General features: G+C 66.1%; 19 protein-coding genes. 10 read left to right on the forward strand and 9 right to left on the reverse strand.

Annotation, left to right across the window (positions count from 1 at the left end; genetic code table 11):
- Nucleotides 1-9: 9 nt before the first annotated feature.
- From FHR21_RS02015 to FHR21_RS02025, 3 genes are read right to left on the reverse strand one after another with little or no spacing between them, the layout of a single operon-like run.
- Entirely contained in the window at nt 10-495 is a 486-nt protein-coding gene (locus FHR21_RS02015; RefSeq protein WP_184094783.1) for a VOC family protein, read from the reverse strand.
- Entirely contained in the window at nt 492-1,655 is a 1,164-nt protein-coding gene (locus tag FHR21_RS02020) for a sulfotransferase family protein (RefSeq protein WP_184094786.1), read from the reverse strand. The genes FHR21_RS02015 and FHR21_RS02020 overlap by 4 nt, the downstream gene beginning before the upstream one ends.
- The gene (locus FHR21_RS02025) at nt 1,652-2,668 is read right to left on the reverse strand and encodes an alcohol dehydrogenase catalytic domain-containing protein (protein ID WP_184094788.1); all 1,017 of its coding nucleotides are present in this window, start codon (nt 2,666-2,668) and stop codon (nt 1,652-1,654) included. Before FHR21_RS02025 ends, FHR21_RS02020 begins: the two co-directional genes overlap by 4 nt.
- 87 nt (nt 2,669-2,755) lie before the next feature.
- Here FHR21_RS02025 and FHR21_RS02030 point away from each other — a divergent pair, with 87 nt between their 5' ends.
- Complete coding sequence (locus FHR21_RS02030) at nt 2,756-3,847, forward strand: helix-turn-helix transcriptional regulator (protein WP_184094790.1); 1,092 nt, start codon at nt 2,756-2,758, stop codon at nt 3,845-3,847.
- A 111-nt stretch (nt 3,848-3,958) separates the two neighbouring features.
- Here FHR21_RS02030 and FHR21_RS02035 read toward each other — a convergent pair whose 3' ends face one another.
- Nucleotides 3,959-4,726: an enoyl-CoA hydratase/isomerase family protein gene (locus FHR21_RS02035; RefSeq protein WP_184094792.1), complete on the reverse strand. Its 768-nt coding sequence runs from the start codon at nt 4,724-4,726 to the stop codon at nt 3,959-3,961.
- On the reverse strand, nt 4,726-5,439 hold the full coding sequence (locus FHR21_RS02040) for a 2-oxo acid dehydrogenase subunit E2 (RefSeq protein WP_184094794.1): 714 nt from the start codon (nt 5,437-5,439) through the stop codon (nt 4,726-4,728). The genes FHR21_RS02035 and FHR21_RS02040 overlap by 1 nt, the downstream gene beginning before the upstream one ends.
- Before the next feature lie 145 nt (nt 5,440-5,584).
- Here FHR21_RS02040 and FHR21_RS02045 point away from each other — a divergent pair, with 145 nt between their 5' ends.
- The 7 genes from FHR21_RS02045 to FHR21_RS02075 all read left to right on the forward strand — a co-directional run bounded on the left by FHR21_RS02045 (nt 5,585) and on the right by FHR21_RS02075 (nt 13,298).
- Entirely contained in the window at nt 5,585-7,195 is a 1,611-nt protein-coding gene (locus tag FHR21_RS02045; RefSeq protein ID WP_184094796.1) for a class I adenylate-forming enzyme family protein, read from the forward strand.
- 37 nt (nt 7,196-7,232) lie between these two features.
- Nucleotides 7,233-8,054 carry an SDR family NAD(P)-dependent oxidoreductase gene (locus FHR21_RS02050; protein WP_184094798.1) on the forward strand — a complete coding sequence of 274 codons (822 nt, stop codon included), beginning with the start codon at nt 7,233-7,235 and terminating at the stop codon, nt 8,052-8,054.
- Complete coding sequence (locus FHR21_RS02055; protein WP_184094800.1) at nt 8,051-9,247, forward strand: sulfotransferase family protein; 1,197 nt, start codon at nt 8,051-8,053, stop codon at nt 9,245-9,247. The genes FHR21_RS02050 and FHR21_RS02055 overlap by 4 nt, the downstream gene beginning before the upstream one ends.
- Nucleotides 9,248-9,258: 11 nt before the next feature.
- Nucleotides 9,259-10,497, forward strand: coding sequence for a hypothetical protein (locus FHR21_RS02060; RefSeq protein ID WP_184094802.1), 1,239 nt, complete (start codon nt 9,259-9,261; stop codon nt 10,495-10,497).
- Nucleotides 10,478-11,317: an acyl-CoA thioesterase gene (locus FHR21_RS02065; protein WP_184094804.1), complete on the forward strand. Its 840-nt coding sequence runs from the start codon at nt 10,478-10,480 to the stop codon at nt 11,315-11,317. Before FHR21_RS02060 ends, FHR21_RS02065 begins: the two co-directional genes overlap by 20 nt.
- Before the next feature lie 123 nt (nt 11,318-11,440).
- Nucleotides 11,441-12,511, forward strand: coding sequence for a phosphotransferase (locus FHR21_RS02070; protein ID WP_184094806.1), 1,071 nt, complete (start codon nt 11,441-11,443; stop codon nt 12,509-12,511).
- Nucleotides 12,512-12,518: 7 nt separating this feature from the next.
- Complete coding sequence (locus tag FHR21_RS02075) at nt 12,519-13,298, forward strand: tyrosine-protein phosphatase (protein ID WP_184094808.1); 780 nt, start codon at nt 12,519-12,521, stop codon at nt 13,296-13,298.
- 6 nt (nt 13,299-13,304) lie between these two features.
- Here the strand turns inward: FHR21_RS02075 and FHR21_RS02080 are convergent, their stop codons facing one another.
- The 4 genes from FHR21_RS02080 to FHR21_RS02095 all read right to left on the reverse strand — a co-directional run bounded on the left by FHR21_RS02080 (nt 13,305) and on the right by FHR21_RS02095 (nt 16,310).
- Nucleotides 13,305-13,829 (reverse strand): TetR family transcriptional regulator, encoded by a 525-nt coding sequence (locus FHR21_RS02080; protein ID WP_184094810.1) that lies wholly within the window; start codon nt 13,827-13,829, stop codon nt 13,305-13,307.
- 114 nt (nt 13,830-13,943) lie between these two features.
- The gene (locus FHR21_RS02085; protein ID WP_184094812.1) at nt 13,944-14,768 is read right to left on the reverse strand and encodes an enoyl-CoA hydratase/isomerase family protein; all 825 of its coding nucleotides are present in this window, start codon (nt 14,766-14,768) and stop codon (nt 13,944-13,946) included.
- The gene (locus FHR21_RS02090) at nt 14,765-15,337 is read right to left on the reverse strand and encodes a carboxymuconolactone decarboxylase family protein (protein ID WP_184094814.1); all 573 of its coding nucleotides are present in this window, start codon (nt 15,335-15,337) and stop codon (nt 14,765-14,767) included. Before FHR21_RS02090 ends, FHR21_RS02085 begins: the two co-directional genes overlap by 4 nt.
- Nucleotides 15,338-15,413: 76 nt before the next feature.
- Complete coding sequence (locus tag FHR21_RS02095) at nt 15,414-16,310, reverse strand: LysR family transcriptional regulator (RefSeq protein ID WP_184094816.1); 897 nt, start codon at nt 16,308-16,310, stop codon at nt 15,414-15,416.
- Between the two features lie 91 nt (nt 16,311-16,401).
- On the opposite strand from FHR21_RS02095, the gene FHR21_RS02100 reads away from it, so the two are divergent.
- Nucleotides 16,402-17,235 carry a sterol desaturase family protein gene (locus FHR21_RS02100; protein WP_184094818.1) on the forward strand — a complete coding sequence of 278 codons (834 nt, stop codon included), beginning with the start codon at nt 16,402-16,404 and terminating at the stop codon, nt 17,233-17,235.
- Nucleotides 17,236-17,517: 282 nt separating this feature from the next.
- Nucleotides 17,518-20,091 carry a TonB-dependent receptor gene (locus FHR21_RS02105; protein ID WP_184094820.1) on the forward strand — a complete coding sequence of 858 codons (2,574 nt, stop codon included), beginning with the start codon at nt 17,518-17,520 and terminating at the stop codon, nt 20,089-20,091.
- The last annotated feature ends 80 nt before the right edge of the window (nt 20,092-20,171 follow it).

Raw genomic sequence — 20,171 nt, forward strand, 5'->3', positions numbered from 1 at the left:
CGCCTCCCGTCAGTTGCGCGGGATGCGGGCAAAGAATTGCTCGCCCGCGGGCTTGAGGTGGATCAGTTCGTAATAGTGGCCGAGTAGCGCGGTGGTGTCGGCGTAATGATAGTCGAGATTGTCGCCGAAGCTCCCGCTGTGCGCCGTCGGATAGCCTGCCGCCTCAAGCTGCGCGACCGCCGCGCGGAAATCGGCATCGCTGCGGACGAGGAAGCCGAGATGGTGGAGGCGCACGCCGTCCGCCGCATCGGGAATCCAGTCGCGATAGAGGCTCTCGCCCGTCGGGTCGGGCTCGATCAGCTCGATCATCACCTCGCCGGCATAGGCGTTGCCGATAAAGCGCGTGCCATGGCCGGGGCCGAGCAGCGCCGCCATGTCCATGACGTCCCATCGGGCGATGCCGAATTCGCGTGCGAAGCGCTGCGTCGCGGCCTCGATGTCGCGCACGACATAGGCGACCTGGAAATGTTGCTGGAAAAGGACGGAAACGGTCATGCCGGAGCTCCTGCTGGTGCGGAGCGCTTCAGGTCGAAGCGCGCGATATAGTCGGCGAAGAGGGGATCGACCGCGTCCGCCTCGACCGGCCGATAGCGGTGCGTCGAACGGGCGTCCGGCGGATTGGCCGCCGCCCAGGCACGAAAGCGGACCTCGGCGTCGGCGGACATGGGGAGGCCGAAATGGCCGTAAATACGCTCGACCACCCCCATCGGGTCGCGGCGGATATCCTCCTGCCGGATGTGGACGAAGCGGTCGGGCCCGCGGTCGGCGGCGGCCATGCTGCGCCGCGCGCCCTCGGCCCAGAAGCCCGCCTCGCGGGCGAGCAGGCGCCGGCGATCGACCGGCGCGCCGGCCATCAGGTCGCGGATGCCGCCGAGCAGGCTCATCAGCGAGGCGATCGAGGCCGCGGGGTCGCGGTGCGTCTGGACGATGCAGGCGTCGGGAAAGGCGGCGAGCAGCGCGTCGATGCCGAAGACGTGGCTGGGGTTTTTGAGCAGCCAGCGCCGCCCGTCGCCGAGCCCGACGAGCTTCAGCACGTCCCGGTAGCGCCGAAAGGACGGCGTTTCGTCCGAAGCACGGAACCAGGCGTCATAGACGGGCACGTCGAGATTCGAGGCGAACCAGTTGCACAGGAAGCTCTGCGCCATCGGCATCAGGCACTCGTCGACCTCGTCCGCTTCGGTCGAATGGGCTGCCATCACCTCGGGCGCGGCCCGGCGCATCGCGGCGATGCGTTCGACGCTTGCGCGATAGGCGGGATAAACCTCCCATGTTTCGCGCGGCGGACGGACCATCGGATTGGCGGTCAGCCAGCGTTCGAAACCCTGGAAGGCGGGGTCCATGCTCAAAAGCTGGTGCAGCGCGGTCGTCCCGGTGCGCGGCAGGCCGATCACGACAAGCGGGCGCTCGATCCGTTCGGCGGCATAGCCGGGGTGAGCGGTCCAGCCGGCCTGGGTCACGAGCCGCCCCGCGAGCGCGCCGGTGATGACGCCGGTCGCTGCCGCCTCGGTCGCGGGCCCCGCGGGGGGATTGTCGTCGAGCGCGTCGAGCAGCACGCGCATCCCTTCGCGATAGGCGCCGTCGCCGAAATCCTCATGCCCCGTCGCGGCGACCGCGCCCTCGTGCAGCGCGTCGAAACGGTCCCGCCAGCGCGTCATCGGCCGAGCCACGGATCGATCAGCAGCTTGCCGCCGCCGCCTGTACCTGTGCGAAGCCGCTCGAAGGCGGCGGGCGCATCGGCGAGCGAAACGGTGTCGGTCACCATCGCCCGCGCCCGGTCGCCGTCGGCATCGAGCGCCGCGGCGCATTCGGTATAATCCTCGCGCGTATAGATGAGTGAAAAACGAAGGGCGACGTCCTTCATCAGCGCCATGCCGGGCACGAACTGGTCGGGTACCATGCAGAAGCCGAGCGACACGATGCGGCCCTGCGGCCGGACGAGCGCGATCGACCGCGCGATGGTGCCGGGAACGCCCGCGCATTCGAAGACGATGTCCGGCGCCCCGCCGAGCGCCGCCGTGATCTCCTCCTGCGCCGCATCGCTCTCGAGAAGGAAATGCTCGGCACCCATCGCTTCGGCGAGCGGGCGGCGGCGGTCGCTGCTCGCGAGCAGGGCGACGGCGCGCACCCCGGCGCGGCGCAGCCAGAAAAGAACCGAAAGGCCAATGGGACCGGGGCCGACGATCAGCACGCGGTCGGTCGGTGCCGGATCGGCGAGGCGCACGCCGCGCCGTCCGACCGCGAACGGTTCGACGAGCGCACCGTCGGCGAGCGACAGCGTCTGCGGCAGCAGCGTTGCGCCGCGCTCGCTGATCCTCGCATAATCGGCAAGCCCTCCGCCATAGCCCCGCCAGCGCGAACAGAGCACGTCGATGCCGGTGCGGCACGCTTCGCATTCGCCGCAGCCGACGACGGGCAGCGCGGCGACGCGGTCGCCGACCTTCAGGCGCCGGACACCGCGCCCGACCGCGACGACCTCGCCCGCATATTCATGCCCGAGCTGCGCTCCCGCAGGCAGCGTATAGCCATGCCCGCTTGTCGAATGCAGGTCGGTGCCGCACACGCCGCACCGGGCGACGCGGATGACCGCCTCGCCTTCGCCGGGCTCGGGATCGGGCACGTCTTCGATGGCGAGGGGTTCGCCGACCGCCTTGAATAGCGCTGCTTTCATTTCTCTCTCCCGACTCGGATTTTCCTGTATATGATTAGCGAAAGGGACCCCGCGATATCCCCAAATGGGAAGGGGACGGAGAGGATATTGGAAGAGGATTTCGAGGCGCTGCTGCTGTCGGTCCAGTCGGGGCCGCTGGAAGACCCGCCCTGGTCGGGCCTGGTGGCGCGGCTGCGCGCCCGTCTGGGATGCAATTTCGCCAATCTGATCTTTCGCCGCGCCGGCGCCGACCCCGCGACGGGGATCGAGGTGCACGACGCATCGGCGCCGCCCGCCTGGCTGTGGGACCGCTATCGCGAGCGTTTCGCCTCCGCCGATCCCATTCCCTATTTCGCGATGCAGCCGGGGCGCGTCTATGCCTATGAGGAACTCGACGGCATCGCCGCGAAGGAACGCGACGATTTTCGCGAGGATTTCCTCCGTGCCGCCGATTTCGAACATTTCCTGATCTTTCGCGTCGCCGAACCCGGTGGCTGCAATATCTGGGTGACGGTAACGCGCCCCGCGGCGGCGGCGCCTTTCGGGGTGGACGATCGTGATCTTTGCGCGCGGCTCGCGCACATGCTCGTCCCTGCGCTCGCCTGCTATGCGGCGCTGCTCGCGCGCGCGACCGAAACGCAGGTCTATCGCCGCGCCGCCGACCTTCTCTCCTTCGGCGTCGTCACGCTCGATGCCGAAGGACGCATCGTCGGTATCGACGATGCCGCGCGGCGCTGGATCGGCGGCGCCGGCGGCCTCGCCGTGCGCGGCGACCGACTGCTCGCGAGCGAAAGCCGGGTCGACCTGCCGGCCCGTATCGCCGCGGCGCTCGCTTCCGGCGAGGGAGAGGCGATCCATCTCGGCGATGCCGACGGCATCGACCTGCTGCTCGTGCCGCTCGCTGCGCGCGCCGATGCCGGCCCGCGGGCGGTGCGGCTGATGCTCTATCTGTCGGGACGGCGGGCGCCGCAACGCGACTATTCGGCCCATGTCGCGGCGCTCTTCGGGCTCAGCGACACACAGGCGCGGCTCGCGATGCTGCTCGCCAACGGCTTCACCCTGGCCGAAGCGGCGGCGGAGATCGGCATCACCGAACAGACCGCGCGCACCTATTCGAAGGACATCTATTCCCGCACCGGCACCGCGCGGCAGGGGGAATTGATCCAGCGCATCCTGACCAGCGTCGCGGTGCTCGATTGACGGCGAAAGGGGCCGCCGGGCTTATGGAGCGATATCGGTCCTATGGCGACGCTTCATCCGAACCTTCCATCAGGGCAACGTCCATCGAGCCGGTCTCCCGGGACCGACCCATTATGTCCCGCCGCGCGGCCGGTCATGGAAACTTTGGCGCCGCGCGGCGGCGTCGCGGTCGAAACCCGCATTGCGCATGATCTCGTGGTCGAGCCCTTCGGACAGGCGCATGCCGTCGGTGCTGTAGATCAGGCGCTTGTTCTCGGCATTGCTGTGCCAGCTGTTGGCCAGGATCGCCTCCGCCAGTTCTCCGACCGCCTCGTCGAGGGCGCCTGCGGGCATGCACCGGTTGACCAGCCCCATCGCCGCTGCCTCCGCGGCGTCATAGGGGCGGCAGCTTATCATCATTTCCAGCGCCCTGGCGTGACCGATGCGCCGCGGCAGCCGCTGCGACATGCCCCAGCCGGGGACCAGCCCCCATTTGCCGTGCGTATCGGCGAACCGCGCGCTTTCGTCGCAAAGGATGAAATCGGCCGACAGCGCGAGTTCGAGCCCGCCAGTGAAGCAGGTTCCCCGCACCGCGGCGATCACCGGCTGGCGCAGCCGGGTCAGCAGCTCGAGCGTCTGCATCTCGCGCCGGAGCCAGCCGAGCGCGTCGGCGTGCGGCTTTTCGGAAAGGTCGTGCCCGGCGCAGAAATGCTCGCCGGCGCCGCGGATGACGACCAGCCCGATGCTGCGGTCCTTCTGCAGCGCAAGGATATGCGCGCGCAGCGTGCGGAACAGCTCGCGGTTGATCGCATTGCGCTTCTCCGCGCGGTTGAGCGTCAGCGTCGCCACGCCTTCGGCGTCGACGCGCAGTACCAGATCGGGGGTCGCTTTCGCGTTCATCACAATTTCTCCGGTTCGGCAAGCGCTTGCCCGATCGACCGCACGAAGCGCGCGGCGTCGGCGCCGTTGATGACGCGATGATCGTAACTCAGCGACAGCGGCATCATCAACCGCGGCTGAAAGGCGGTGCCGTCCCAGACCGGCTGCATCCGTGACGGCGTCACCGCAAGGATCGCGACCTCGGGCTGGTTGATGATCGGGGTGAAGCCTGTGCCGCCTATCCCGCCGAGCGACGTGATGGTGATGCAGCCGCCCGACATGGCGCTCATCGGCAGCCCCTTGTCGCGCGCCTGCGCGCTGAGGGCAGCGAGTTCGGCGGAAAGCGTCGCGACGTTCTTCCGGTCGGCATCGCGCAGGACCGGGACGAGGAGCCCCAGCGGTCCGTCGACTGCGATGCCGATATGGCAATATTTCTTGAGCACCAGCGTCTTGCCGTCGTCGGACAGCGACGCGTTGAAATGCGGAAACTGCGCCATCGCCTTCGCGAGCGCCCTGACGAGGAAGATCAGCGGCGAGATCCTCGCATCGCCGGTCAGCGTCCCGCGGTGCGCGTCGAGCGCGGTGACGTCGACCTCGTCATGATGGGTGACGTGGGGAACCTGCGTCCAGCTCTGCGTCAGGCGGCGCGCGACGACCCGCTGGAAATTGCTCGTCGGCACCGCTTCGACGGCACCGAAGGCGGCGAACTGGGCTTCGGGCGAAGTTTCGGTCATTTCATCCTCTCGCTGGCTTGGCTCTTGATCGGGCCAACGCCCGCGCCCAACGAAAGAGGGGCGGGCGGGGACTCCGCTCTTGCACGAATACATCATAATCATATAGACCTTAATGCAAGAGAGATACGCTTATATGGCGAGGACCATGACGGAAGAGGAATATGCGACGTTCGGACTTCAGGCGCCCCCGGCCCGAATCGATCCCCCCGGGGCGCCGCGCGACGTCGCGGGCCTGATCGCGCGTGCGGCGGCGCACTGTCCCGACGCGGAGGCACTGGTCGATTCGCGGCGCAGCTATAATTTCCGGGAACTGGCCGAGGCGGTGACCGCGGCGGCGGCGCTGTTCGACGGTGCGGGGATCGGCGCGGGCGACCGTGTCGCGGCGTCGCTCGGCAACCAGAACGACCTCGTCATCGCCTTCTTCGCGGCAATGCGGCTCGGCGCGGTCTGGGTGGGAATCAACAAGATCCTGCCCGAAGGCGACAAACGCCATATCCTCGCGCACAGCGGCGCGAAGCTGCTGCTGACCGACAGCAGCCTGGCCGCGCAGGTGGATGCGTTGCGGGGCGACACGCCCGACCTTGCGCATGTCTGGATGGTCGACGACGCGGCGCGCGACGGCGGCTGGACCGCGGCGTTCGCCGATGCGGCCGATGCGACCGCGCCGCTGCCCGCGATCGACCCCTTCGCCCCCGCCGCGATCATGTACACCAGCGGGACCACCGGCGTTCCCAAGGGCGTCGTGCACAGCCAGCATAACATGATCGTCGTTCCCGCCGCAGCCTTCGCGCACGGGCTGATGACGCCCGATGCGCGGCGCGGCTCGGCGCTGCCGCTCACGATCACCAATGTGATGATCCTGGGGCCGGTGTCGGCCTTTCTCGCCTATCGCCCCTTCCTCTTCGCGCCGTCGATCAAGATCGACCCGCTGATCGAATGGATTCGCGAACGGAGGATCGGTCAGGTCGCGTTCGTGCCCACGATGATCTACGACCTGCTGCAGGCGGACCTCGACCTGCCCGACCATTTCCGCATGTCGTCGGGCGGCGCGCCGTTGCCGCACGCGATCCGCGAGGCCTTCTTCGAACGCTATGGCTATCATGTCTCGCCCTCCTACGGTCTGACCGAGGCGCCGACCGTCGTCGCGCACAGCTTCGACGCGGTTCCGCCGGACGGGGCGAGCGGCCATGCGCTGCCGCATCTCGAGATTTCGATCCGCGACGCGGAGGGACGTCCCCTCGCGACGGGAGCCGTGGGCGAGGTCTGTTTCGGTCCGGTGCGGACGGGCCCCTGGGCGGATGTCTATACGCCGCCGCTCGGCTATTGGCGCGAGGGGGAGAAGACGGCGGCGCTGCTGCGCGGCGGGGTCGTGCATTCGGGCGATCACGGCAGCCTCGACCCCGACGGCTGGCTGACGATCGCCGACCGCAGCTCGGACCTGATCCTGCGCGGCGGCTCGAACGTCTACCCGGCGGAGATCGAGCGCGTCCTCCACGCGCATGACGGTGTCGCCGACTGTGCCGTCGTTCCCAAACCCGACCTCCGCATGGGAATGCTGACCGTCGCCTGCATCCAGCCCGCGCGGTCCGATATCGACCGTGCAGTGCTGGAGGCCGAACTCGTCGCGCTCTGCCGCGAAAAGCTCACGCGCTACAAGATACCCGACGAATGGCGCTTCCTCGATTCTTTCCCGCGCAACGCGATGGGCAAGATCGTCAAGCCGAAGCTGCGCGAACTGGTTACGCCGGCCGACTGACGCCTGCGCCGCACCTCCCACAGGAAAGGACGAAGCCATGCCCCAGCCCCCACGCTTTCATCGCCGGCTGGACGGCTGGCGCGCGATCGTCACCGGCGCGGGGACGCTCGGCGACGGTGTCGGTACGGGCAAGGCGATCGCCGCGCTGTTCGCCGCCGAAGGCGCGCGCGTCGCCCTCCTCGATCTCGAAGCGGGGCGGGCCGAGGCAACTCTCGACCTTGTGCGCGAACTCGGCGGCGAGGGGCTGGTCGTTGCGGGCGATGTCGCCGATCCCGCCGACGCGGCGCACATGGTCGCGGCCAGCCTCGAATGGCTCGGCGGGCTCGATGTTCTCGTCAACAATATCGGCATCGGTGCCGGTGCCGGGCCGCTCCATCAGGTCGCCGAAGCCGATATCGACCGCGTGCTGTCGGTCAATCTCGGTACCATCTACAACATGTGCCGCCAGACCATCCCCGCGCTGATGGAGGGGCAAGGGAAGGCGATCGTCAATATCTCCTCGGTCGCGGGCATCCGCGCGCACGGCAATGCGGCCTACGGTCCCAGCAAGGCAGCGGTGCAGCAACTCACCGCGGAACTGGCGGTCATGTACGGTCGCGATGGCATTCGCGCCAATTGCGTTGCGCCGGGCCATATCGTGACGCCGATGGTCGCCGCACATCTGGAGGGCGAGCGCCGCCGTATCCGCAGCGCGATCGCGCCGCTCGGAATCGAGGGCGACGCATGGGATATCGCGCAAGCCGCATTGTTCCTTGCGGGACCCGAGAGCCGATTCGTGACCGGCGTGACGCTGCCTGTAGATGGCGGGGTCACGCAGGTCGGTCCGCTGGCTGCCTATGAGCGCATGGTCGGCGAATGAGCGGCCCTTACGCATCGGCGCTAACCGGATTTTCCGCGCCGCTCGCCGCGCCCGCGCTGCTCGGCGAAGCTGAAGCCCGTAGCGGACTTTCCGACTGGGGCGGCGCACGCTGGGATGAAGACCGGTTCCGACACGATCTTGCCCTCCTCTGCGGCGAAATCGAGGCGAAGTCGGATCTCACCGCCATCGGCCGCAGCCGGACGCACAGCCGCCTGCTGACGATGCTCGTCTCGCGCCTCCGCTATCTCGATGCCCGAAAGGCGGCGACCGGCGTCGATGCCGAGCGGGTGGTCGCGCCGTTGATCGGGTCGGGCATGCCGCGGGCGGGCACGACCTTCCTCCACGGCCTGTTCGCGCAGGACCCCGCCAATCGCGCCGTGCCCGCGTGGGAAGCGGCGATCCCGGCACCGCTCGACGGCAATGGCGACCGCGAAGCGCTCTACGCCGGAATTCTGGCTTTTCAGGGCATGACCGCTCCCGATGTCACCGCGATCCATCCCTTCGGTTCGACGCTGCCCGAAGAATGCATCTTCCTGCAGGAAGGGAATCTCGGCAGCCTTTACGGTGTCTACTGGAACATTCCCGCTTTCCAGACGGCGATCGCCGACAAGATGCGTTCGGCCTTTGCGTGGCAGGTCGGAGTGATGCAATATCTGCAACGCGGAGCCGCGCCACGCCGTTGGGCGCTCAAGGGGCCGGGCCATCTGTTCGCCTGGCGCGAACTGCTGATGGCCTTCCCCGATGCGCGCCTTTATGTGAACCACCGTGATCCGGGCAAGGTCATCCCCTCGATCGCGAGTCTCTTCTGCAAGCTGCGCTCGCTCTTCTCGGACGAGGCGGTCGATCCGGTGGCGATCGGCGCGCAGCAGCTTGCCGCATGGCAATATGCCGTCGATGCCTATGCCGAATGGCGCGATTGCGAGGGTGTCGATGCGAGGGTGAGCGACGTCCGCTTCACCGATCTCGTCACCGACCCGCTGGAGACGGTGGCGCGCGTATATGACGAGCTGGGCCTCGCGCTCACGGCTCAGGCGCGTGACGCGATGGCGCGTCACCTCGAAACCGACCATCACGCCTCCGCGCCCAAGCGCGCCTATACGCTCGCCGAATATGGTCTCGACGCCGCGGCGATCGAGGCTGCTTTCGCTCCCTATATCGAACGCTTCGCCATCGAGCGGGAGAAACGCCAATGACCCCTTCCTCCATGACCAATCCGATTGCCAATCCTGGCCAGTTCGCCGCCGAGGCCGACGTGCGCGCTATGTTGCATGACCCGCGTATCGTCGCGGCGCGGGCGCAGATCGAAATGCTCTTCGCGCGCGGTTATGGCGATCGCATTCCGACCGAATCGCGCCCTCTGCTCGCTGCCTTCTGCGAGGAATATCTGAACAATTGGCTGTTCAAGGCGGCGGCATCGGACGCGCGGCATCCGCGTTTCGTGCGCGACTTCATGCCGGCCTATCGCTGGCACGGAAACGACGTCCCCGGCGCGCGCACCGGCGGCGACAATCCCGACAACTGCTACCGGCTTGCGGGCATCGAACACGGCACGCACTATCGCGTCACCGGACGCATCCGCGATGCCAAGCCTGCGAACACATCCTTCACACTCACCGCCAACTACGGAACGTCGCAGACCATCCAGACGATCGAGGATCATGAGCTGGACCTTGCAGACGATGGCAGTTTCGAGCTGTGGATCGATGACGGTGCCGACGAAGCGAGGCAGAATCGGCTCGTCACGCGGCCTGGGGTCAAATTCCTCTTCGTGCGCGATTCGATCATGGACTGGGCCGTGGAAACGCCGCTTGAACTGGCGATCGAGCGCCTGGGCGATGCGAAATCCGCTCCGATCGCTGTCGATGAGATGGCGGCGCGCGCGACGCAGCACGCGCTCGGCGATCTCTATCTCTATTTCTGGTTCCAGAATGTGTGGAGCGGGCTGACGCCGAACAGCATCACGGCGCCGCAGGCCTTTCGCGGCGCGGGCGGCGGGTTGGTGACACAGGGGATATCGAACGGCAGCTACCGGCTCGGTCCCGACGATGCCGCGATCCTCGAATATGATCCCGCAGGCGCGGGCTATGCCGCCGTGCAGCTTACCGAATGGCTCTATCGCTCACGCGATTATCACCGCATCCAGTCGAGCCTGACCGCCGCCCAGTCGGCGATCGACCGCGATGGACGCATCCGCCTCGTCATCGCGCGGCGCGACCCCGGTGTGTGGAACTGGCTCGACACCGGCGGACACGAACATGTCTTCTCGATCCTGCGCTGGCAGCGGATGCGCGCCGATGGCCCTCCGCTTTCGTCGAGTCTCCGCCTGACGACGATCGACCGGCTGAAGAGCGATCTGCCTGCCGACACGCGCTGGGTCGATTCGAACGAGCGCCAGGCGCAACTCGAAGCACGGCTTGCGGCCTATGCCCGGCGGGTCTGCTGAAGCCGTGCGCGCGGCGGCGGGTCTGCTTGTCCTGAGCGCGCGGGCAGACGGGGAATCGTTCGCTGCCAGCGTACCCGAACCCTCATGCGTCGGCCCGCCCGGACGCCAGTTCCTGTTCGGGGGAGTCGCGCTGGCCGCCGTGGTCGAGGCGATGGAGCGGCGGACGGGGCAGCCGGCAACCTTTGCCGCCGTGCAATTTCTCACGCAGGTGCGCCCGGGCGATCGCCTGCGCTTCGACGCAGCGCTTGCCGCCGACGGCCGTACCGTGCGGCAATGCGGGATCACCGGATGGTGCGGCGACACCCTGTTTCTGCAAGGCCATGGCGCCTGCGGCGGCCGCGATGACCTCGCGGCGCATCAGGGCGCGGCGATGCCAGCAGTGCCGCCGCCTGAAGCCTGCCCCGAGCGCTCGGTCGCGCGGCTGCTCTCGTCGAACCTCAACGCCTTGCTCGAATTCCGGCTTGCGGGCGGCGAATTTCCCGATCGGGCGGAGTGGGAGGGGCGCGGCGGGATCGACCTGCTATGCTGGGTCCGGTCGCGGAATGGGGCGCGGCTCGACCGTCGGCTGCTTGCGGTCATCGCCGATTGCGCCGCGCTGGCGCTCGCCGGCGCGCTCGGCCGGCCGGCGAGTGGCAGCAGCCTCGACAATGCCATCCGCTTTCTTGCCGAGCCGGTGGGCGAATGGACACTCGCGCGGATGCGGGTCGAGGGGGTCGGGAACGGAATTGCCCATGTCTCGACGCGGCTCTTTGCGCAGAGCGGTGCGCTGCTCGCCGTTGCCGACCAGTCGATGCTGCTGCGGGCGGCTACGACGGGCTGAAGGAACCGGCATCGCGAACCCTGCTCCGAGCGAGAGACGGCAGTCGGTCGCGGAGGGTTGCGAAAGATCTAAAACAGGATACTAAATAATCTATTGGAGAATCGAGCAGGGAGTTCCAAGCGCATGACCGAAACCCCGAAAAGCCATCTGCCGCTGCGTATCGAAGAGATTACCGCCGACTGGCTCTCGACGGTCCTCGCCGAAAATTATCCGGGGACGAAGGTGACCGAGGTACATGTCGGGACCGTCATCGCGGGCACCGCCACCAAGGTGCGCCTGCTGCTCGCCTACAATGAAGCCGGACACGCCCATCGCCTGCCACCGACCATGTGGCTGAAGGGCGGTTTCATCCGCCACGCCTATACCTTCGACGAATCCTTCGTGAACGAAGCGAAGTTCTTCGCGACCTGGGCGCCGGAAATGAACATCCATATCCCGCGCGCCTATTGGTCGGGTTGGCATGAGGGGGTGCAGGGGCTGGTGCTGATGGAGGACCTTGCCGCGCGCAACGTCTCCTTCGGCAATGCGACGCGCCCGATCCGCATCGACCAGCAGGCGCAGACGCTCGAACTGCTGGCGCGTATGCACGCGCGCTGGTGGCAATCGGGCGAACTCAAGCAACTCCGCAACTTCTCGACCGTATGGCAGGCGGCCGACCGCGTCGTCATGATGATGCTCGAACCCGATTATTTCAACGCCTGCATCGACCATCGCCGCTGCGCCGCCTATGTGGGCCCCTATCGCGATCGCGAGCGGATCATGGCGGGGTTGCGCACCCAGTGGAAGCGATCGCTCGAAATTCCGCAATGCTTCTCGCATGGCGACGCGCACCTCGGGAACATGTTCTTCGAGATCGACGGCCGGCCGGGCTTTCTCGATTGGCAGGCGTGGCAGGAGGGCCCCTATATGCACGACGTCGCCTATTCGATCATCGGCAACTTGAAGGTCGAGGATCGCCGGGCGGCCGAAAAGGACCTGCTGGCGGGTTATCTCACGGCCCTCAAGGCTCACGGCGTCGCCAACCCGCCAAGCCGCGAAGATGCGTGGGAGGCTTATCGGCGTCACGCAATGCATGGCTTCATGTGGCCCTTTACCCCGCTCGAAATGCAGCCGATCGAGATCGTCACCGCCGAGGGCGATTGTTTCGGTGCTGCAGTGGCCGACCTCGATACCTTCGGTGCGCTTGGCGTCTGATCGGGTGATGGCGTCGTACGCACGCTTGCTGACCGTCGCGGGGTCGCGCAATCTGCGTGACCTCGGCGGCTATCGCGCCATGGACGGACGGCGTGTGCGCCGCGGGATGCTGTTGCGCAGCGGCCATCCCGGCGAACTGACGGCCGAAGGAGCGCGGCAATTTGCCGCGCTCGGCCTCGCCGCCATTCTCGATCTGCGCACGACCGAGGAACGAGCAGGACAACCCTATCCGCCAAGCCTCGCCGAGGGACTGCACTACTGGACGCGCGACTATGATCTCAGCCGCGGTGATATCGTTACGCTGATGCGCGATCCGGCAACGCGCGCAGCCGACATCCATGCCCATATGCTGGAGACCTATCGCCGCCTGCTCGGCGAGCAGCGCGCGGCGGTGGCGGCAATGTTCGGGCTTCTGCTGGCGGGACGCGCGCCGCTTCTCATCAACTGCACCGCGGGCAAGGACCGGACGGGGGTGCTGTCAGCGCTTCTGCTCGCGGCCCTCGGCGTTCCGCTCGAAATCGTGCGGACGGATTACGCGCTGACCGAACAGATACAGGACCCGCGCGCGCCGCTCTTTCCCGTCGATCCCGATGGCCCCTTTGCCTATCTGCTGACGGTCGATCCCGAAGTGTGGCGGACGATGATGCGTTCGGCGCCCGAATATATCGACGCGACCTTCGGTGCGCTCGCCGAAAGTTACGGCAGCGTCGAAACCTATCTGGCGGCGGAGCATGGCGTGGACGCGCAAGCGCTCGATCGGCTGCGGAATCTGCTGCTCGAGGGGTGAGGCACCTCAGTCGCGCGGCGCCAGCGCACGGCACAGCAGGTCGACATGCAGCCGTGTCATCGAGCGGAAGATGTCGACATCTTCGGCCGCCGCGCCAAAGCCGCGCACTGCGAAGACAAGCCCGCGCGCGAGCATCTCGGCGTTCGCGGGCAGGGGCTTCGCGGTATCGGCATCGATCAGTTCCGCGATAAGCGCCTCGAGTTCGGCATAGACGCGCCGGACGACGGGGATCGACAGATCATCCATGTCGCGTGCGTCGGGGGTGCGGCGCTGGAGGTCGAATACCTGCACGAGCCAGAGGTCGCAGGCAATGAACAGCCGTTCGGACAGGCTGCTCGCCCTGGTCAGCGCGCCCCGGATTTCCGCCATGCGAATGCGGTTGAGGTGGGTGACGGCCGCCTCGAACAATTCTTCCTTTCCGGGAAAAAGCAGGTAGAGTGCGGGACGCGACATGTCGGCGGCGCGCGCGATGTCGCCCATCGTCGTGCGGGCGAAGCCATAGCGGATGAACTGGTCGGCGGCAGCTATCACGGCCCTGTCGATTTTCGCTTCGGACGCCATCCTTTTTCCCCTTGCGGGCAAGGGGCTAGAGCGATCACGCTTCTAACGCAATGACGCTTTTTGTCAGAATGTCACCGAGTTGCGCTATTCGCCGGAGAAGACGGGTTTCTGCTTCGATGCGAACACGCGGACCGCGGCGAGATTGTCCTTCGTCCGCGCCGTGCGTCCGACGGCCCGCGCTTCGGCCTCGAAGGCGCTGTGCAGATCCTGGCGCAGCCCGTCGGCGATCAGCGTCTTGATTTCACCCAGCGCAAGGGTCGCGCCATCGGCAAATTCACGGGCCACCGCGAGCGCGCGGTCGCGGAGCTGATTGGTGGGCGCCGTTTCGTCGACCAGTCCCCAATCGCGTGCGGTGGCGGCGTCGATGCGTTCGGCGCGCATCAGCATCCGCTTCGCGCGCGCCACTCCGATCATGCGCGGCAGCAGCCACGACAAACCCGAATCGGGCGCTGAGGCGAGGGTGGCGAACGGCGTCTGCAGCCACGCATCCTCGGCCATCACGATATGATCGGCGGCGAGCGCGACGCCGAGTCCGATGCCGATCGCAAGGCCGTTGACTCCGGCGATCAGCGGGATCGGCAACCCGTGCAGCCGGCGCAGCATCGGATGATAGAGCGTCTCCGCCCCGCCAAGCGGCGTGATCGTCGATCTGCCTGCGGCCATCGCCTTCCGATTCGCCATCAGATTATAGCCGGCGCAAAAGGCCCGTCCTTCGCCGGTCAGCAGGACCGCGCGGCAGCGCCGTCGCGGCTTGACGATCTCGGCAAGCGCTGCGGCGAGCGCTTCGGCCATCTCGTCCCCCATCGCATTGAGCCGCTCTGGATCGTTCAATGTGATCGTGGCGAGCGCGCCGTCGAATGCGAGTCGGACGAAAGGATAGTCGATCGTCTCCACACCTGCCGCCGTCATTCGACCAGCCCGGCCCGCTGATTGGCTTTCTTCCAGAAATCGCCTCCTGCGATGGCGTCGATCTCGAGTTCGGCGACCTCCGAGACACGCGCGAAGAGCATGTAGATGCCGATGACGTGGATCAACTCGACGATCTGTCGCGGCGAATAGAAGGATGCGACCGCGCCAAAGACGAAGTCGTCGACACGCACCGTTTTCACGACCTGCCGCGTGAAGGCGAGCAGCGCCTTCTCGCGGTCGTCGAACACCGGATCGCCGAAGCGATCGTCGGCAATTGCGGCGACCTTTTCCTCGGCGATTCCCATCGCCTTCGAAACCTCCATATGCTGGGCCCATTCATAGGCCCCGCGATCAAGGTGGAGCACCGCAAGCACGCAGATCTGGCGTTCGAGCGGCGGCACGTCGATCCCGGTCATCATGCCTTGCACCGCGAGACCGATTCCCGGCTGGATCGATACCGCATGGGCAAGCAGTCGCGACAGGTTGAGCTTGCCGCCCGGCTTATTGTCATAAGCATCGCGCTGCGCCGGCGTCAGCTCATCCACTTCGACCAGGGGAATGCGTGCCATCGGTCTCTCCTCTTCCGCCCGGAAGAGTGGAGCCGAAGTCGAGGGGATGCAAGTATCAATTAACTTAGATAGACGGTTATATTAGCGCCACATCGAGTTGGCGACGAAATTCCGCGACGACCTCGGCGGCTGCGGGCGACATCGTCTTGCCCTCCCGCGTTGCCAGATACAGTTGCGCGACGCGGCGATCATCCGGCCATGATGCGGGCAGCGGCAACGGCGCCAACTCGCTATAAGGCCAGCCCATGCGCGTCAGGGCGGGTGTCGCCACGACCAGGGCGTCACTGTTCAGCGCAACGCGGCCGATCACGTCATAATCGTCGCAGGCCAGAAGCGGGCGATAGCCACCCGCCGCGATACGGCGATGGCTGGTAACGGGAATCCTCCCGCCCAGAATGGGAAACCGGTCGAGGGCTTCGGCGCCGGGCAGCCCTTCCGCAAGCACGGGGTGATCGTGCCGGGCCAGCAGGGCCAGGGGCATGGTGCCGACGAGAGTCGTTTCGATGCCCTCGATCGGCAAGTCCTCGGCCAGCGACGCTATGAGGAAATCGAGCTCGCCGCGCGCTACCTTGAGCGCAAGGTCGGAGGCGGACCCGATTTCCGTCGATATTTCGATCCCCATTCCATCCCGAACGAAACGCTCCATCGACGGCGCCAGAACCAGCTTGGCCGGCACCGGTCCCAGCCCCGCACGGACTTTCCCCAGCCGTCCGCCCCGTATCGCTCGCAGTTCGGCCTGCAGGTCCGCCATCCCGTCGAGCAATCCGGTCGCTCGGCGAAGAAGCGCGGCTCCCGCGGCAGTGGGTGCGATGCCCTTGCGGCTGCGATCGAAAAGCCGGACCCCGACCTCGGCTTCGAGCGCCTGGATGCTCTTGGTCAGGGCAGGCTGCGTCAGGCCCAGCTTGGCGGCGGCGACGCGAAAGCTTCCTTCGTCCGCCAGGGATTTTGCATGAACGAGGTGGCGCAGTTCCATATCTATAACCAATAGAAATCAAAATACGTAATAATATTCATTGGAGAAATTCTATTGGCATGTCTACCTCCGATGAAGGAGGTGCGGTCGAATGGAAATTGGAATTTTCATCATTCCAGCGACGCTGGCAGTCCTGCTTCTCGAGTTGATCGCCGGCGCTCATCGCGGCATCTACAGCAGGAACGATTATGCGACCCTGATCCTCTGCATCGCCGTGACCCGGGTGGTGACCCGGCCGCTTTTCGCCGTGGCGATCGCCTTGCTGCTGTCTTCCTGCTTTCCGGCGGATCGGGGCGCGCTCGCAGCCTTTCCGGTGCTGCCGTCATTCCTTCTCATCCTGTTCGCGTGCGAATTCAGCTTTTACTGGGTGCATCGATGGGCCCATGAAGCCAAGGGCAAACCGGGGCGCGACTGGCTCTGGAAATTGCATCGGACACATCACGCCGGGAAATATATGAATGTCCTGGTGACGTTGCGCATCCATCCCCTCTGGACGCTCTTCGTGCCGACGACGTGGATTCTGGGCGCGGCCGTCTATTTCGGACAGGAACTTGCGGCGACGCTGACCATCCTGACCATCTATGGATGGAATCTGATCACCCATGCCCATTTCCGCTGGGATGACGCTATCCGGCGATCACGGCGCTTCGGTCGCCTGTTTCGTGCGATCGAGACGGTCCTGGTGTCGCCGGGCATCCATCACACCCACCATGGCTATGGGCGCGACGGTGCTTCCTTTCGCAATTACGCCGTGACCTTTTCCTTTCTGGATCGGATTTTCGGGACCCTCCACATTCCGGAGGGTCGTCCCGCGAACTACGGCCTGCCCGGGCCCACGCCCCCCTGGTTCGAGGAAGTGTTTTTCCCCGTCTTCGGCTGGACGAGGGGACGGCGCGCAGCGAAGGATCGCCAGCCCGGGATTTAGCCGGTCGATTGCCGTCCTTGTCGGACGGGGGCCGCGGCCGCGCTCATTCATTTCCTCGCCCGATGTGCTCGAATGAGGACGGAAAGGGCCCGAAGAGCGCCCCGATTCTCTCTTCTCGCGGGGTTCCCAGCGAGGCAATGTCCTTAAATTTTCATATAAATTCACAGAATAATATATACGATATTGACAGCCCTCCAAGCCGGGCTAGGTTCCGTCGGGGAAGCTTCGAATGAGACTCGAAGGGAAAAGGGCCAAAGAGCCCGGAACGGGAGAGGAACCCCCATGCACAAGTGGAAAGCGATATTATTCGCCGGCGCGGCGAGTGTGTTTTTGATCCAGCCGGCGCAGGCACAAAGCGAAGGCGAGTCCGCGCCGGCCGCCGATGGTGCGGATCGGCAGGGAGGCCTTGGCGAGATCGTCGTGACCGCCCGGCGCCAGGAAGAGCGGCTGCAGGACGTTCCGATCGCGGTGTCGGTGGTGTCGCAGGAACAGATGGATCAGCGCGGAAGCTTCAATCCCGTCGACCTCGTCCAGACGACGCCGGGCCTGGCGGTTTCGGCTTCGGTCTCCGACCGCAACAATCTGACCTACACGATCCGCGGCCAGGGCTTTTCCTTTGGTACCGTCTTTCCAGCGGTTATCACCTATTTCGCCGAAGTGCCGATCTCGCGGCTGACGCAAGGGCAATTCTACGACCTCGCCAATGTGCAGGTGCTGCGCGGTCCGCAGGGAGTGGGTTTCGGCCGCGTCACGGACGGCGGCAACGTCATGGTCTCGCCGCAGACGCCGAAGGAGGATTTCGGCGGCTATGTCGGGGTCAAGGTCGGCAATTACGGCCTGCGCACGGTCAATGGTGCGATCAACATTCCGATCGTCGAGGATCGGGTGCTGTTGCGCGGCGCGTTCGAAACCGCGCGGCGCGACGGTTTTACGCGCAACCTCGCGACCGGACAGCGGCATGACAATCTCGCCTATGAAGGATTCCGCGGCTCGCTGACGCTGCGGCCGACCGACACGATCGAGAATACGACGATCCTGTCCTATCAGAACACGCACGACAACGGCACCGCCGTGATCTTTGGGGGCATCAACGATGCCGCGCTCGGTGCGAACATCGCCGGCCTCGCGGGGCTGTTCGCGGGCGGTTACGGCATCGACGCGAACGGCAGCGTCGTGCCGATGGCGCCGGGGCTGACGCCGTTCACCGCGACCAATTATCTCGCCGCCCAGCACGCGCAGCTCGACGCACAGAATGCGCGGGGCCCGCGCGCGATCTCGCTTGTCGACCCGCTCTACAGCAAGCGGAAGAATCTCTATCTCGTCAATCGCACGGTCGTCGACCTGGCCGACGACATCCAGCTTACCAATATCTTCGGCTATGTCCGCGAAAAGGAGGACGAAGCCTCCAACTTCGGCGCCGCCAACGGAGCCGCGGTGCTGACCTGCCACTCGGCCTGCCCGAACACCGACGTGCTCTTCACCAACGCCGAACAGCTCAGTGAGGAGTTGCGATTGTCGGGCCTCGCCCTCGACGGCAAGCTCAACTGGGCCGTCGGCGGCTATATGGACGAGCAGCGCCCCGGCGGCCCGGCCGAAAACGCCACCATCAACGTCGCGATCCTGCAGCGCGCCGGCGTGAACGATCTGACGACCAAGTCGCGCGCCGTCTATGGTTCGCTGGAATATGCGATCACCGACAATCTGAAGATCAACGGCGGTCTGCGCTATACGCACGACCGGGTACTGTCGCGCCAGGCGACCTACCTCAGCCCGATCCCGGGCGGCGAAGAGGCGCTCAAGGCCTTTCTGATGGGGCCGGGCGGCGGCAATGTTCCCGAACCGCTCGCCGATGTCCTCGTCGCGTCCACCTTCGCACCCATCCCGCACGGCAAATGCCAGGACTATGGCTTCGGTTCGCTCGATCTGGGGCCGGGGGTCGGCGTGATCCCGCTCAACAACGTTCTCGGGACCGCGACCTGCGTCGAAACGCGGGGGTCGTTCAAATCGACCACCTGGACTTTCGGGGCGTCCTACAAGACCGATGCGGGGCAGCTCTTCTATGCCAAGATCAGCAAGGGATATCGTCCCGGCGGCGTAAACAGTTCGGCCCCCCCCGGCGTCAGCCCGGCCTACCAGCCGGAAACCGACGTTTCGATCGAGGCGGGCGTCAAGGCGGACTTCGATTTCGATGGCGTGTTCCTGCGCACCAACCTTGCCGCCTATACCGACCGCTACAAGGCCATTCAGAAGAATGTCGTCCTGCCGGGAGCGGTGCCGGTCTCGCTGGTGCAGAATGTCAACAACGGCCGGATCAAGGGCATCGAGGCGGAGGTCAGCCTGATCCCGGTCGAGGGACTGACCCTTGGCGGCACCTTTGCCTATACCGACGCGACGTTCGACCGCACGACGCCCGATCCGGTCGCGAATCCTTGCGATCCCACCTCGGTGGCGATCGTCGGTTTCTGCTCGGACAACCGCTTCAACTCGGTGCCCAAGACGCAATATACGCTGAACCTCGATTATGTGCTGCCGCTCGATGACAAGATCGGCAAGATCAGCTTCGGCGGCCGTCTCTATCACCAGTCGAGCGTCGCACTCACCGATACGAGCGCGCTCAACCCGAACGCGATCGAGCCCGCCTATACGACGCTCGATTTCTCGCTCAACTGGAAGGATGTGATGGGGCAGCCGGTCGATCTCGGCGTCTTCCTGACCAATGCGACGAACAAGCTCTATCGCATCGGCAGCAACGACCTAACCCAGCGGTCGTCGCTGGGCGTCCGCGGTAGCATCTACGCGCCGCCGCGGATGTGGGGCGTCAGCCTGAAATATCGCTTCGGCGGCGACGCCTATTGACGGCTTGGCGCCGCTGCGACCGGGCGGCCCTCGCCGTCCGGTCGCAGCGGTGTCGACGCGCGGCGCCCATCCGAAAGAGT

Source organism: Sphingopyxis panaciterrulae (genome assembly GCF_014199295.1).
GTDB lineage: Bacteria > Pseudomonadota > Alphaproteobacteria > Sphingomonadales > Sphingomonadaceae > Sphingopyxis > Sphingopyxis panaciterrulae.